Annotated in this window: 15 protein-coding genes; 3 read left to right on the top strand and 12 right to left on the bottom strand. The window is 59.6% G+C overall.

From position 1 onward, the window contains the following. Positions 1-31: 31 nt before the first annotated feature. From MMW58_RS11880 to nasR, 4 genes are all read right to left on the bottom strand, one after another. Positions 32-820, bottom strand: coding sequence for an ABC transporter ATP-binding protein (locus MMW58_RS11880; RefSeq protein WP_041146090.1), 789 nt, complete (start codon positions 818-820; stop codon positions 32-34). Between the two features lie 8 nt (positions 821-828). Continuing rightward, positions 829-1,722 (bottom strand): nitrate ABC transporter permease, encoded by an 894-nt coding sequence (ntrB, locus tag MMW58_RS11875; protein ID WP_041146091.1) that lies wholly within the window; start codon positions 1,720-1,722, stop codon positions 829-831. 1 nt (position 1,723) lies between these two features. After that, positions 1,724-2,980 (bottom strand): CmpA/NrtA family ABC transporter substrate-binding protein, encoded by a 1,257-nt coding sequence (locus MMW58_RS11870; protein WP_241723449.1) that lies wholly within the window; start codon positions 2,978-2,980, stop codon positions 1,724-1,726. Positions 2,981-3,227: 247 nt separating this feature from the next. Next, positions 3,228-4,421, bottom strand: a complete 1,194-nt coding sequence (gene nasR / locus MMW58_RS11865; protein WP_241723448.1) for a nitrate regulatory protein NasR — start codon at positions 4,419-4,421, stop codon at positions 3,228-3,230. A 68-nt stretch (positions 4,422-4,489) separates the two neighbouring features. Between nasR and MMW58_RS11860 the strand changes: the two genes are divergently transcribed. Both MMW58_RS11860 and MMW58_RS11855 read left to right on the top strand, forming a co-directional pair. After that, the gene (locus MMW58_RS11860; RefSeq protein WP_045858961.1) at positions 4,490-4,843 is read left to right on the top strand and encodes a DsrE/DsrF/TusD sulfur relay family protein; all 354 of its coding nucleotides are present in this window, start codon (positions 4,490-4,492) and stop codon (positions 4,841-4,843) included. Between the two features lie 240 nt (positions 4,844-5,083). Further along, positions 5,084-5,326: a DUF1883 domain-containing protein gene (locus tag MMW58_RS11855; RefSeq protein ID WP_076947669.1), complete on the top strand. Its 243-nt coding sequence runs from the start codon at positions 5,084-5,086 to the stop codon at positions 5,324-5,326. 69 nt (positions 5,327-5,395) lie between these two features. Here MMW58_RS11855 and MMW58_RS11850 read toward each other — a convergent pair whose 3' ends face one another. Continuing rightward, the gene (locus MMW58_RS11850; RefSeq protein ID WP_133598275.1) at positions 5,396-6,076 is read right to left on the bottom strand and encodes a gamma-glutamylcyclotransferase; all 681 of its coding nucleotides are present in this window, start codon (positions 6,074-6,076) and stop codon (positions 5,396-5,398) included. Between the two features lie 152 nt (positions 6,077-6,228). Further along, entirely contained in the window at positions 6,229-6,459 is a 231-nt protein-coding gene (gene chaB, locus MMW58_RS11845; RefSeq protein WP_041146096.1) for a putative cation transport regulator ChaB, read from the bottom strand. A 265-nt stretch (positions 6,460-6,724) separates the two neighbouring features. On the opposite strand from chaB, the gene chaA reads away from it, so the two are divergent. Then, complete coding sequence (chaA, locus tag MMW58_RS11840) at positions 6,725-7,825, top strand: sodium-potassium/proton antiporter ChaA (protein WP_123708327.1); 1,101 nt, start codon at positions 6,725-6,727, stop codon at positions 7,823-7,825. A 96-nt stretch (positions 7,826-7,921) separates the two neighbouring features. Here the strand turns inward: chaA and kdsA are convergent, their stop codons facing one another. The 6 genes from kdsA to hemA all read right to left on the bottom strand — a co-directional run bounded on the left by kdsA (position 7,922) and on the right by hemA (position 13,312). Next, the gene (gene kdsA / locus MMW58_RS11835; protein WP_241723447.1) at positions 7,922-8,776 is read right to left on the bottom strand and encodes a 3-deoxy-8-phosphooctulonate synthase; all 855 of its coding nucleotides are present in this window, start codon (positions 8,774-8,776) and stop codon (positions 7,922-7,924) included. 95 nt (positions 8,777-8,871) lie between these two features. Then, the gene (gene sirB1, locus MMW58_RS11830) at positions 8,872-9,684 is read right to left on the bottom strand and encodes an invasion regulator SirB1 (protein ID WP_159235768.1); all 813 of its coding nucleotides are present in this window, start codon (positions 9,682-9,684) and stop codon (positions 8,872-8,874) included. A 3-nt stretch (positions 9,685-9,687) separates the two neighbouring features. Continuing rightward, positions 9,688-10,080, bottom strand: coding sequence for an invasion regulator SirB2 (sirB2, locus tag MMW58_RS11825; protein WP_241723446.1), 393 nt, complete (start codon positions 10,078-10,080; stop codon positions 9,688-9,690). After that, positions 10,077-10,931: a peptide chain release factor N(5)-glutamine methyltransferase gene (prmC, locus tag MMW58_RS11820; RefSeq protein WP_241723718.1), complete on the bottom strand. Its 855-nt coding sequence runs from the start codon at positions 10,929-10,931 to the stop codon at positions 10,077-10,079. Before prmC ends, sirB2 begins: the two co-directional genes overlap by 4 nt. Next, positions 10,931-12,013: a peptide chain release factor 1 gene (prfA, locus tag MMW58_RS11815; protein WP_045858977.1), complete on the bottom strand. Its 1,083-nt coding sequence runs from the start codon at positions 12,011-12,013 to the stop codon at positions 10,931-10,933. The genes prmC and prfA overlap by 1 nt, the downstream gene beginning before the upstream one ends. 42 nt (positions 12,014-12,055) lie before the next feature. After that, entirely contained in the window at positions 12,056-13,312 is a 1,257-nt protein-coding gene (gene hemA / locus MMW58_RS11810; RefSeq protein ID WP_159235766.1) for a glutamyl-tRNA reductase, read from the bottom strand. Positions 13,313-13,496 lie beyond the last annotated feature (184 nt).

The following is a 13,496-nucleotide window of genomic DNA, read 5'->3' as shown; positions in this document are numbered from 1 at the left end:
CCGGTCACCTTCAGGCGAGTAGCGCCGCCCCCTACGCCGCTTTCGGCTGTTTTTCGTAGAGGAAGTGCAGGATCTGCTGGCGCAGGTGGTGATAGCGGCTATCGTCCGCCAGCTGCACGCGATTGCGCGGCCGGGGGAGATTGATATCGAGGATTTCACCGACCGTCGCCGCCGGGCCGTTGGTCATCATCATCACCCGGTCCGACAGCAGCACCGCCTCATCAACGTCGTGGGTAATCATCACGATGGTGGTGTTCAGCGCCTGCTGAATTTGCATGACCGCGTCCTGCAGATGGGCGCGGGTCAGGGCGTCGAGCGCGCCGAAGGGTTCATCCAGCAGCAGCACCTTTGGCTTCATCGCCAGCGCCCTGGCGATCCCCACGCGCTGCTTCATTCCCCCGGAGATTTCCCCCGGGCGCTTGTGCAGCGCATGGCCCATCTGCACCCGGTCGAGATTGTGCTCAATCCACTCCCGGCGCTCGGCCTTGCTCATGGTGCGGCGAAAGACCCGATCCACCGCCAGCGCGACGTTGTCAAAGCAGGTCAGCCACGGCAGCAGGGAGTGGTTTTGAAACACCACCGCCCGCTCCGGCCCCGGCCCGGCGATTTCGCGGTTATCGCACAGCAGGCCTCCTTCCGTCGGCAGCGTAATCCCGGCAATCAGATTCAGCAGCGTCGATTTTCCGCAGCCGGAGTGGCCGATCAGGCTGACGGTCTCCCCTTCGTAGATATCGAAGGAGACGTTTTGCAGAGCCAAAAACTCGCCGCTGGCGGTATTGAAACGCTGGCTGACGGCCTGTACCTGAATTAATGGTTTCATAGCGACTCCTATTTTTCCTGCCAGCTGAAGCGGCGGGCGATAAGCATGAGGCCCTGCTCAAGCAGCAGGCCGACGACGCCGATAATGACGATGGCGATAATGATGTTTTCTACGTTGAGGTTGTTCCATTCGTTCCAGATCCAGAACCCAATCCCCAGACCGCCGGTGAGCATTTCAGCGGCGACAATCACCAGCCAGGCGATGCCTATCGACAGGCGCACCCCGGTCAGCACGGCGGGCAGCACCGCCGGAAAGAGAATGCGGCGCATCACCGTCCATTCGGAAAGCTGCAAAACGCGCGCCACGTTCAGATAGTCCTGCGGGATACGCCGGACGCCTTCGGCGGTATTGATCACCATCGGCCAGATGGAGCAGATAAAGATGGTCCAGCTCGACGCGGGCTCCGCTTTCTGGAACAGCAGCAGGCCGATTGGCAGCCAGGCCAGCGGGCTGACCGGACGCAGCAGCGCGATCAGCGGATTAAACATGCGGGCGAAGAACAGCGAACGGCCAATCAGGAAGCCCAGCGGAATGCCGACCAGCGCCGCGAGGCCGAAGCCCACCGCCACGCGCTGCAGCGATGCCAGCACGTTCCAGCCGATACCCATGTCGTTAGGACCGTCCTGATAAAACGGGTCGGCAAACAGCGTCAGCGCCGAATCAAGCGTGCTGAGCGGCGTCGGGAAGCCTTTGCCGTTAATCGCCGCCATCTGCCAGCAGAACAGGAGCAGCCCCAGCCCCAGCAGCGGCGGCAGCACCCGCTGGACGCCTTCGCGCAGCCAGCGCGTGACGGCGGGCGTTGGACGACGGACCTGCACCGGCGGCAGGATAATGACTTCGCCCGGCGCTTTTTCAGCGCTGGCGACTGCAGGTTGGGTACTATTTTTTTGCGCGTGTTTCATCTCATGCCCCCTTACGTTGAATCGCAAAGCCGCGGGCGTAGCCTTCAGGATCGGCCCCCGTCCAGACCGTTCCGTCCATCAATGTGCTGCTGCGCATCACCTGACCCGGCGCGCTGATGCCGCCAACGGCCTGCGCCGCCTCTTTCCATACGTCAATTCGGTTAATACGCTGCGCCACCGCCTGATAATCCGGCGCCGCTTTCAGCAGCCCCCAGCGTCGGAACTGGGTCATGAACCACATGCCATCCGACAGCCACGGGAAGCTAACTTCGCCGCGGTCGTAGAAACGAATCGGGTGCGCGTCCTGCCAGATGCGCCCCAGTCCGTTGTCGTATTCACCCAGCATCCGCCCGGTGAGGTACTGTTCTTTGGTATTCAGCCACGCGCGTTTCGCCAGGATGCGCGCCGTCTCGCGGGTGTTCTCTGGCGAAGCCTCTATCCAGCGCGAGGCCTCCATTACCGCCGCAACCAGCGCCCGGGCGGTATTCGGATTACGCTCCACCCACTCACTGCGGGTGCCGAGAATTTTTTCCGGATGATCCGGCCAGATCTCCTGAGAGGTGGCGGCGGTAAAACCGATGCGATCGTTGATGGCCCGCGCGTTCCACGGCTCGCCGACGCAAAAGCCCACCATGTTGCCGATCCGCATGTTCATCACCATCTGCGGCGGCGGCACGACGACGGTGCGCACATCCTCAAACGGATTGATGCCACCGCTGGCCAGCCAGTAATAGAGCCACATCGCGTGGGTGCCGGTAGGAAAGGTATGGGCAAAGGTGTAGCTACCCGGCGCGCTCTGGCCAATCAGCCGCTTCAGGCCGGGAAGATCGGTTACGCCTTTGTCCTGCAGGTCCCGTGACAGGGTGATGGCCTGCCCGTTGCGGTTGAGGGTCATCAGGTTGGCCATGGACTGCGGTTTGCTGGCAATACCCAGCTCGAGGCCGTACAGCAGGCCGTAGAGGATATGCGCCGCATCCAGCTCGCCGGAGATCAGCTTGTCGCGCACCGCCGCCCAGCTGGCCTCTTTGGTCGGCACAAGGGTAATGCCGTATTTTTTATCAAAGCCTTTCAGCGACGCGATCGCCAAAGGCGCGCAGTCGGTTAGCGGAATAAAGCCCACCCGCACGGTGGTTTGCTCCGGCTTATCGGAGCCTGCCGCCCACGCTGACTGCATCAGCCCAGGCAGCAGCATCGCGCCGCCAAGCGCGGCCCCTGCCTGTAGAAAACGCCGCCGTGTCATCGAAATCTTATCGCCCATACCCGCTCCAGAACGCGCAAAAAAAAGCGCCCGACAGTGCTTACGCACTGCAGGACGCCTTTATCCATGGACCCGCATGCCGCCGTTGGCCTGCTGCCCAAAAATGGTGAACTAACTCGATTTAGCTAATGCAAACGGGATGCCAGTTTTCCATATGGCTGTTTTTGCCGGTTTTCCCCCCGCTGCAGCGGCGGTCAGGGCCAAAATTGCACCGTCTACAGGCAGAGAATGCCCACTCATTGTGCACCTACTCCTTTGGGGTTAGCGGCCATAATGACTTGACCATCAGCAGGGCGCGGGCGATTTCCACCATCCGCTGATTCTTATCCATCGCCATCTTGCGCAGCGCCTGCCAGGCCTGCTCTTCATTCATCCCCTGGTGGGACATCAGGACGCTTTTGGCCTTCTCAATGACCTTGCGCTCTTCGAGACTGTCCTTTAGCGACGCCAGCTGGCCGGAGAGCTGCTGCAGCTCATACGCCTGCTGGCGAACCAGCGGCAGCAGCTGCCTGTCCAGCCGTCGCGCAACGTCATCGCCGCCGTCCTCTTCCGGCCAGCGGTCCGGCATCTCCGGCCCGCTCCCCTGCAGCAGCCGATCGGCGGCGTCGAGCAGATCGCTAATCAGCCGCTCTTCCAGACCGCGCATCAGCTCCAGACGCTGCGTCTGGGCGCAGAACCAGCGCAGCGCCGTCTCGCCGCTATCCTCCGAGGGCTGACGGGTACAGGCGATACGCCGAAGCTGCTCTATTTCGAGGCCGGCCTGGCACTGCTCATTAAACAGCGCGGTCTGCGCCGCGTCGGCCAGGGCCAGAAAGCTGTCAAAGCACGGCTGCTGCCCGTCGATACGGTCCACCAGCAGCTGGCGCAGCTCGTCGCTGAACTGGCCGCGGGCAAAGCCCAGCGCCCCCAGCGCACGCTCCTGCCCCACCAGCTCCTTGCCCTGCATAAAGCTGTAGAGCGCCACCATCCTTCCGGCAATCTGCGGATCGTCGATGCTGTCATTGAGCTGCGGGACGATATTCAGCAGGTGCCGGATAATGCGGCTGAACTGGCCGGTCGCCTCTTCGGCGGCGATAGTGCGCAGGCGCACCGCCTCGCGCAGGGTGGGAAGCTGCTCGAGATACCACACCGCGCTGGCGATACGCCAGCACAGGGCGCTGCTGGCGCTGGCGCGCGCCGGCTCCAGCGCCTGGCGAAAGGCGGCCAGCTGTTCATTCACCAGCGCCCCGCCGGCCCGACACTCCGCGGCGTAGAGCCGGCCGCCGGAACATAGCCAGATATTGGAGGCTCCGCGCTCGCACTGCAGCATATGCACCAGGGCGCTTATCTGATTGGCCAGCGCGCCCTGCTGCGCCAGCTGACGCAGCTGCTGCCTCTGGAGCTGGCGCGCATGTTGGAACCAGTCGTTTGCTTCAGGCACGGTGCCGGCCGTATTATTCATGCTCTCTCCAGGGTTAACGCTTTATACTTCAGCTAAGCAATAACCGTGCCTTATACAAAGGAGTCCTTATGCAAAGTATTGTGCTTATCGCCAACGGCGCTGCCTACGGTAGCGAATCCCTGTTCAACAGCCTGCGCCTGGCGATTGCCCTGCGCGAACAGCAGTCCGAACTGACGCTGAAGGTGTTTTTAATGTCCGACGCGGTTACCGCCGGGCTACGCGGTCAAAAACCGGCGGAAGGCTATAACATTCAGCAGATGCTGGAGATCCTCACCGCGCAGGACGTGCCGGTGAAGCTGTGCAAAACCTGCACCGACGGCCGGGGGATAACCTCCCTGCCGCTGATCGATGGCGTTGAGATCGGCACGCTGGTTGAGCTGGCGCAGTGGACGCTGGCGGCGGATAAAGTCCTGACCTTCTGAGTTAACCCTCTTTAGCAGGATTAAATACCAGGCTGGCAGCGTTTATTGCGTTAAAAGATATGCCAGCTGAATGCTTTCAGGAACAACGTCATTTTTGTTGAATCTTTATCCTTTTTTTTGATCAAAATCATCATCCGTACCTTCCCCATTTGGTGTTATGCCATGAGCAAAGTGTGAACAATATCACGCGCAGGATCGAACGGGCAGGATGCCGTGGGCTGACAAAGACGGGGTTGGAAAATGGCAATGGTAAAAGCAAGTTTGACGTTGTTTGGCGGTGATACGCTGGTGGTGCGTTGTTCAGAGCGCTGCCATATTCACCTGATGAGCGCGAAGGTTCCAGGCGACAGCCACGCAGATGTGCTGAGCGTGCAGGATCGGGACAGCGCGTATATGACCGTGCCCTACAGCGGCACCTGGAACGTGCTTATCGACAGCCACAGCCAGTCGCTGGAGCACTCAATCAGCTACGTTCCCGCCTGAGGCATCCGCTGAACGCGTTGTGACCGCAGCGTCAAACGTCTCTTCATGCCCGGGTCTCCCGGGCATTTCTCAGGCCAGCCCCGGCTGACCGCAATCGCCCAGCAGATTTCGCACCTTGCCGACCAGCTCGTCGAGGCAATCATCGTGCATGCCGAGCTTGCGCAGCTCCTGCTCGAGCGAGAAAAGGTACTGGGCGTTGGTGCCAAGCGGACCGCTGGCTTTGGCGATCAGCGGCGCGATCACCTGGGCGCTGGTATCGGCTTCGAACAGCGGATGACGCGGATCCATAATGAAGACCAGCGCGTTGACCGTCCGACCGTCGTCGAGCTCCAGCTTGCACCAGGTCGGCAGATAGCAGCCGGTGATCATCTCTCGCTTCCACAGCAGGGTGAGCTCCTCTTCCAGCGTGCAGTCCGGCAGGCGATAGGCGACGCCGGTGGTGCGCCCGCCCTCCTTCAGCGCCAGCATGCGCCCCGGCTGATGAGCGCTTCCGCGCCCGGCGGTGAGCCGCAGGCAAAAGGCGCGGTGCCAGCCCGGCAGCGTACCGGTACAGGACTCGCGATACTCGAGGGCCGGGTTCCACATCAGCGAACCGTAGCCAAAAATCCATACCGATCCCGCGTCCGGACGACAGGCTAAAGTGGCCGCCAGGGAGGCTGCCCGTTGCTCTGCCGACCAGAGTAGCGATTCCTCAATAGCGCCAAACGCCGTTTTACAATCCGCATTGATTAAGAAATCACGTGTTAACACTTTCTACTACCTCCGCCACTGCCCGCTTCCCGGCGTTTATCTGATGCCATCCTTGTGAAACATTCTTGTGAAACATTGCTGAATTATTATCCAGCTTTATTTGGCAATTAGCAATTAACGCCGCTCAGGCGCCGCGCGGGTAGCAGGATCGGCTATGACTTCCTGTGCCAGCGGTCATCGTCTCCCTTTTGATAGTCATGTTTTACCGCCGCCCAGGCCACTTTATGCGCCGTCTCTTCGCGGCTGGCGTCGCCCCGACGGTCCTCACTATGCTTGTACTGGTCCCAGGCGCTATTAAAGGCTTCTTTATAAATCTCCTGGGCATGTTCAGGCAGGACGTGGCGGACGCTGTCGGGTAGGTCTTTTTTACTGTGATAAGGCATAGTGTTCTCCAGAAAGGGGCTGGAATTTAAGTCTGGAACGCAATATTGCCCTACGCAAGGCGGGAGGGAGTGAGAAGTTGACTTTAGTAATTATCTGAATAGTAAATATAAAAGCGCAATAACAGCAGGTTATAGCAATCTAACACCATTAGTGGTTGATAGCGGTAAACTTAAGTAAAAAAAGCAATCAATTCCCGTAATGTCTGTTATTTTATCAACTTACAGTATCTATAATTATAACACCTGCACAATATGGAGATGGTTCATGACCCATGCACATGAGGCGGTAAAAACCCGCCACAAGGAGACGTCCCTCGTATTTCCGCTGCTGGCACTGGCGGTGCTTTTCTTCTTCGGAAGTAGCCAGTCACTGCCAGTGGTTATTGCGATTAATATTCTGGCGTTAGTCGGCATTCTCAGCAGCGCATTCAGCGTAGTACGCCACGCGGACGTGCTGGCCCACCGCCTGGGCGAGCCCTACGGTTCGCTAATTCTAAGCCTGTCGGTGGTCATTCTTGAAGTTAGCCTGATTTCCGCGCTGATGGCCACCGGCGACGCGGCGCCGACGCTGATGCGCGACACCCTGTACTCGATAATCATGATCGTTACCGGCGGCCTGGTCGGCTTCTCGCTGCTGCTGGGCGGGCGTAAGTTTGCCACCCAGTACATGAATCTGTTCGGCATCAAGCAGTATTTAATCGCCCTCTTCCCGCTGGCGATTATCGTGCTGGTGTTTCCCATGGCCCTGCCTGGCGCCAATTTCTCCACCGGCCAGGCGCTGCTGGTGGCGCTTATTTCGGCGGCCATGTACGGCGTTTTCCTGTTGATTCAGACCAAAACGCACCAGAGCCTGTTTATTTATGAGCATGAAGATGACGGCGACGACGACGACCCGCATCACGGCAAGCCGTCGGCGCACAGCAGCGGTTGGCACACCGCGTGGCTGCTCATTCACCTGATTGCGGTGATTGCGGTGACCAAGATGAACGCCAACCCGCTGGAGACGCTGCTGACCAGCATGAACGCGCCGGTGGCCTTTACCGGTTTCCTGGTGGCGCTGCTGATCCTCTCCCCGGAAGGCCTGGGTGCCCTGAAGGCGGTGTTAAACAATCAGGTACAGCGCGCGATGAATCTGTTCTTCGGTTCGGTGCTGGCCACCATCTCTCTGACCGTTCCGGTCGTGACCCTGATTGCCTTTTTAACCGGCAATGAGCTGCACTTTGGCCTCGGGTCGCCGGAGATGATCGTAATGGTTTCATCCCTGGTGCTGTGCCAGATCTCTTTCTCGACCGGACGCACCAACGTGCTCAACGGCGCGGCGCACCTGGCGCTATTCGCCGCCTATCTGATGACCATTTTTGCCTGATTCACCTCCCCCGGCCGCGCGACGCGGACCGGGGGAGGATGCATAAAAAAGCCTGCCGGTTTTGCAACCGGCAGGCTTTTGTCATATCAGGGACCGCTACTTGCTGGTATCCAGCTCGTCAAAGCCTTTAACCAGCTCGTCGATTGCCTTCATTTGCTTGAGGAACGGCTCCAGCTTATCCAGCGGCAGCGCGGACGGGCCGTCGCATTTCGCATGTTCCGGGTCCGGGTGTGCTTCAATAAACAGGCCGGCGATACCTACCGCCATACCGGCACGCGCCAGTTCAGCAACCTGCGCACGGCGACCGCCAGAAGCGGCGCCAAACGGGTCACGGCACTGCAGAGCGTGGGTGACGTCAAAGATAACCGGCGAGTTGTTGGAGGCTTTTTTCATCACCCCAAAGCCCAGCATATCAACAACCAGGTTGTCGTAGCCAAAGTTAGCGCCGCGGTCGCACAGAATAACCTTGTCGTTGCCGCCTTCAATAAACTTGTCGACGATGTTGCCCATCTGGCCCGGGCTCACGAACTGCGGTTTCTTAACGTTGATCACCGCGCCGGTTTTCGCCATCGCTTCAACCAGGTCGGTCTGGCGAGCGAGGAACGCCGGCAGCTGAATCACGTCAACCACGTCGGCCACGGCCTGCGCCTGGCTGGCTTCATGAACGTCAGTGATGATTTTCACGCCGAAAGCCTGCTTCAGCTCCTGGAAAATCTTCATCCCTTCTTCCAGACCCGGCCCGCGATAGGAGTGGATGGAAGAACGGTTGGCTTTATCAAAAGAGGCTTTGAACACATAAGGAATGCCCAGCTTCTGCGTCACCGTCACGTAGTGTTCGCAGATACGCATCGCGAGATCGCGGGATTCCAGCACGTTCATCCCGCCAAACAGGACGAAAGGCAGGTCGTTTGCTACGTTGATATCACCAATGCTAACCACTTTTTGTTTCATAAGATCGCCTTATCAGGGTGTAACCGGAATCATTCCAGATAAATACGCGTCATACCTAAAAACCGCCTCAGCGCGGCGTATTTCGCGTATATCGACTAATGCAATGTAATTTGTTTGTGCGAAATCGTGTTGATTTGCGCGCGGATCATTTCGCTGATCGGGTCTTCAGGACACTGTTCGACGAAATAGTTCAGATCCAGCAGCGCAACGTGGTCGCACTCGAGCTGGGCGTAGATCAGCCCGCGGTCGCGAATTTCGTACGGATCTTCCGGATTGAACTGCAGCAGCGCTTCGCTGGCGCGCAGGGCCAGCTCCATCTGCCGCTCTTCCATCAGCGCCGATTTTAAGGTGTCGAGCAGCTTGTGGATCACTTCCGCGTTATCCGCTTCATCAAGATCCTCATTGAACAGCTCGGCCACCGGGCTAATATTGCCCTTCAGCCACACTTCCAGCGTGTGCTCGTTCAGCGTTTCCCCGTTGAACGGGTTAATCAGCCACATCTCTTCGCTGGTTTCAGGGTCCGCGCGCAGCAGCATCTGCGTCGGGAAAATCACCGGCACCACCGGCAGAGACATGCGCTGGGCAATCCACAGCACAATCGCCCCCAGCGACGCGGCGCTCCCCTGGCGGTTAATCAATACCTTATCGATCCACAGGGCATCGGACAGCCGGTAGACGCCGTGGGAGTCCCTGAAGCCCCATTCATGATAGAAAAGCTCCAGCAGCCGCTCCAGCTGACGCTCCTGATCCCACGAGGTCGCGATCTCTTCCTGCGCCAGGCTCAGCAGCCGCTCCAGCTCGTCCTGCACGTAACCCGTTGGAAAGTCGTCGCGGATCAATTCAGAAATGAGGACCATTCCATCGCACAGTGGCGTTTTATTAAATTCGAAATCAGCTAGTGACCTCATGACTTACCCCAGTAACGGTGTTCTTGTGATGGCGAGTTGTATGATGATGAACAACACCACCAAAGCCAGCAGGAAGGCGATAAACCTGCTCTGCTGGCTGCGCGGACGCCGATGGCCCAGCGCGATAAAACCCAATGCGATGTAAATAATAACGCCAAATAGCTTCTCAGTCAGCCATGTGCCGTCTTCAGTAAACGGCAGATAGTGCGTTATTGCCATTAATCCGGCGCCGCTGAGAAAGAGTATCGTGTCGCTGCAGTGCGGGACGATGCGTACCCAGCGGCGGTTAAGCCACGGGCTGCCGCTGTAGCTCCACCAGTAGCGTAACGCGAACAGGCTGACCGACACGACCACCGCCGCAATATGCAGATACAGCACTGCGGTAAACAGATTCATACGCCAACCTTCTTATCCATAGCCGGAAAACGTCCTAACGTCAGGCGGTCGTTATCGCCGTAATCGCGGCAGGTCACCACGTCGAGATATCCCGCATCGTGGAACAGGCCGCGCACCGCGGCGCCCTGCTTCCAGCCATGCTCCAGCAGCATTAAGCCGCCAGGGGTCAGGAAGCGACGTCCTTCGCGAACGATGTGCGCCAGATCGGCAAGGCCGCTATCGGCGGCAACAAGCGCCGTTTTCGGCTCGAAGCGAACGTCGCCCTGCGCAAGATGCGGGTCGGTTTCGTCGATATAGGGCGGGTTGCTGACGATGATTTCAAACCGCTGGCCCGTCAGCGCGCTGAACCAGTTGCTCTGCAGCACCGTCACGTTGGTGATGGCAAGCTGAGCCGCGTTGCGCGCGGCTAGCGCGGCGGCGTCGGGCATAAAATCGACCGCCGTCACCCGACAGTCAGGACGCTCGCTGGCCAGCGCCAGCGCAATCGCGCCGGTGCCGGTGCCTAAATCGAGGATCCGACACGGCGTCGCCGGCAGCCGCGCCAGCGCCTGCTCGACGAGACACTCGGTGTCCGGACGCGGGATCAGGGTTGCCGGTGACACCAGCAGCGGCAGCGACCAGAATTCGCGCTGACCGACCAGATGCGCGATCGGTTCGCCGCGCTGGCGGCGGCTCAGCAGCCCCTCCAGCTCGGCTAGTTGGCCATCGGTCAGCGCCGTTTCGCCAAAGGCGAGGAGGTAAGTCCGCGCCCTGCCGGTCACGTGTCCCAGCAGGATCTCCGCGTCGCGGCGCGGGCTTTCGCTGTCGCTCAGCCGGGCAATCGCCTGCGCCAGCCACTGTTGAAAAATCATCATTCCTGCTCGGAAAGCGCTGCCAGCTGATCGGCCTGGTACTCCTGGACAATCGGCTCAATGAGCATATCCAGCTTACCTTCCATCGTTTCATCCAGCCGGTAGAGCGTCAGGTTGATGCGGTGGTCGGTCACGCGGCCCTGCGGGAAGTTATAGGTACGGTTACGATCGCTACGATCGCCGCTGCCCAGCAGGTTACGTCGGGTAGACGCTTCCGCCTGCTGACGCTTGGCCACTTCGGCGGCGCGAATGCGCGAGCCCAGCACCGACAGCGCCTTGGCCTTGTTCTTGTGCTGAGAGCGTTCGTCCTGGCACTCAACGACGATACCGGTCGGCAAGTGGGTAATACGAATAGCGGAATCGGTGGTGTTAACGTGCTGCCCGCCCGCCCCGGAGGAGCGGAAGGTATCGATACGCAGGTCGGCCGGGTTGATGTCCGGCATTTCGGCTTCCGGCAGCTCCGGCATCACCGCGACGGTACAGGCGGAGGTGTGGATACGCCCCTGCGATTCGGTCGCCGGTACGCGCTGCACGCGGTGGCCGCCGGACTCGAACTTCAGTCGGCCGTAGACGCCGTCGCCGCTGATTTTGGCAATCACTTCTTTATAACCGCCGTGCTCGCCTTCGTTGGCGCTGAGGATCTCCACGCGCCAGCGGCGGGCTTCCGCGTAGCGGCTGTACATGCGGAACAGATCCCCGGCAAACAGCGCCGCTTCGTCCCCGCCGGTACCGGCGCGGACTTCGACAAAGGCGTTACGCTCATCGTCGGGATCTTTCGGCAGCAGCAGAACCTGCAGCTGCTGCTCCATCTCTTCGCTCTTATCTTTGGCGTCACGCAGCTCTTCCTGCGCCATTTCGCGCATCTCCGGATCGTCAAGCATCATCTGCGCGGTTTCAATATCATCCTGCACCTGGCGCCATTCGGTATAACAGCGTGCAACGTCGCTCAGCTGCGCGTACTCGCGCGACAGCGCGCGGAATCGATCCTGATCGGCGATGGTCGCAGCATCCCCCAGCAGCGCCTGAACTTCCTCATGGCGTTCGTACAGAGCTTCCAGTTTGGCAACAATAGAAGGCTTCATAGGTGTGAATTAACCCTGTCCTGAAAAAAGAGAGAAATGGCGCTATTCCAGCCCGAGGCTGTTGCGCAGAATATGCAGGCGTTCATCGTCCCCGTCACGGGCAGCCTGCTGAAGAGATTTGGTTGGCGCGTGGATCAGGCGGTTGGTCAGCTTACGCGCCAGGTCCTGCATGATTTCCTGGGCATCACCGCCCTGCTCCAGCGCCGCCAGCGCTTTCAGCGTCAGCTCCTCGCGGACCTGTTCGGACTGGGAGCGATATTCGCGGATAGTCTCGCTGGCGCTCTGGGCGCGCAGCCAGGCCATAAATTCGCTGGTTTCCTGCTCGACGATCGATTCCGCCTGTACCGCAGCAGCTTTACGCTGCGCCAGGTTGTGCTGAATGATGTTTTGCAGGTCGTCGACGCTGTAGAGATAGGCGTTCGCCAGCTTGCCCACTTCCGGCTCGACGTCGCGGGGCACCGCGATATCGACCAGCAGCATCGGCTGATTGCGGCGCGCCTTCAGCGCACGCTCCACCATCCCTTTGCCAATTATCGGCAGCGGGCTGGCGGTGGAAGTAATAATGATATCAGCCTCTTTCAGCCGCTCATCGATGTCGCTCAGGGCGATAACCTCCGCGCCGACCTCATCCGCCAGCGCCTGGGCGCGTTCGCGGGTGCGGTTGGCAATGACCATTTTACGCACGTGGTGCTCGCGCAGATGGCGGGCCACCAGCTCGATGGTCTCCCCCGCGCCGACCAGCAGCACGGTCACGCTGGAGAGCGATTCAAAGATTTGTCGCGCCAGCGTACAGGCGGCGAACGCGACGGAGACCGCGCTGGCGCCAATGTCCGTTTCGGTGCGCACGCGCTTAGCCACGGAGAACGACTTCTGGAACATCCGCTCCAGCTCGCTGACGTTGAGATGTCCGCGGCTGGAGTCCGCAAAGGCTTTTTTAACCTGGCCGAGGATCTGCGGCTCGCCGAGCACCAGCGAATCCAGGCCGCTGGCGACGCGCATCAGATGGCTGACCGCATCGTTATCCTGGTGCCAGTAGAGGCTGTTTCGCAGATCGTCTTCATTAAGATGGTGGTAATCACACAGCCAGCGGATGAGCACTTCCTGCAGATTATCCTGCTCCTCAACGCTGAGATAGAGCTCCGTGCGGTTACAGGTCGACAGCACCACACCTCCCTGCACCATTGGCTGAGCCAGCAAGCTCTCCAGCGCCTCATCGAGCGTGTCCGGCGAAAACGTTACGCGTTCTCGCAGCGCTATCGGGGCTGTTTTGTGATTAATGCCAAGAGCTAAAAGGGTCATTGTGAGGGAGTAGTACCAGCGTTGCTAAGGTTAGTCTGAGCGCATCATACAGGATGCGCGGAATCAATAAAAGAGACGCTCCCCTTTTGGAGTAATAGCCAATGCGTAACAGCCACTAACGGTAATTTTTTGATTTCAGACAATTTGAACGTAGACGCTACCGCCGGGCGGCGCTAGCATTAAG

The sequence above is a fragment of the Klebsiella sp. HC6 genome (assembly GCF_022605325.1).
Taxonomy (GTDB): Bacteria; Pseudomonadota; Gammaproteobacteria; order Enterobacterales; family Enterobacteriaceae; genus Klebsiella; species Klebsiella terrigena.
The sequence above is the reverse complement of the archived record's forward strand: the minus strand, read 5'-3'. Positions and strand labels throughout refer to the sequence as shown.

Coding starts and splice junctions, on each gene's coding strand:
- MMW58_RS11880 (WP_041146090.1), bottom strand. CDS start 820: ATGAAACCATTAATTCAGGTACAGGCCGTCAGCCAGCGTTTCAATACC.
- ntrB (WP_041146091.1), bottom strand. CDS start 1,722: ATGAAACACGCGCAAAAAAATAGTACCCAACCTGCAGTCGCCAGCGCT.
- MMW58_RS11870 (WP_241723449.1), bottom strand. CDS start 2,980: ATGGGCGATAAGATTTCGATGACACGGCGGCGTTTTCTACAGGCAGGG.
- nasR (WP_241723448.1), bottom strand. CDS start 4,421: ATGAATAATACGGCCGGCACCGTGCCTGAAGCAAACGACTGGTTCCAA.
- MMW58_RS11860 (WP_045858961.1), top strand. CDS start 4,490: ATGCAAAGTATTGTGCTTATCGCCAACGGCGCTGCCTACGGTAGCGAA.
- MMW58_RS11855 (WP_076947669.1), top strand. CDS start 5,084: ATGGCAATGGTAAAAGCAAGTTTGACGTTGTTTGGCGGTGATACGCTG.
- chaB (WP_041146096.1), bottom strand. CDS start 6,459: ATGCCTTATCACAGTAAAAAAGACCTACCCGACAGCGTCCGCCACGTC.
- chaA (WP_123708327.1), top strand. CDS start 6,725: ATGACCCATGCACATGAGGCGGTAAAAACCCGCCACAAGGAGACGTCC.
- kdsA (WP_241723447.1), bottom strand. CDS start 8,776: ATGAAACAAAAAGTGGTTAGCATTGGTGATATCAACGTAGCAAACGAC.
- sirB1 (WP_159235768.1), bottom strand. CDS start 9,684: ATGAGGTCACTAGCTGATTTCGAATTTAATAAAACGCCACTGTGCGAT.
- sirB2 (WP_241723446.1), bottom strand. CDS start 10,080: ATGAATCTGTTTACCGCAGTGCTGTATCTGCATATTGCGGCGGTGGTC.
- prmC (WP_241723718.1), bottom strand. CDS start 10,931: ATGATTTTTCAACAGTGGCTGGCGCAGGCGATTGCCCGGCTGAGCGAC.
- prfA (WP_045858977.1), bottom strand. CDS start 12,013: ATGAAGCCTTCTATTGTTGCCAAACTGGAAGCTCTGTACGAACGCCAT.
- hemA (WP_159235766.1), bottom strand. CDS start 13,312: ATGACCCTTTTAGCTCTTGGCATTAATCACAAAACAGCCCCGATAGCG.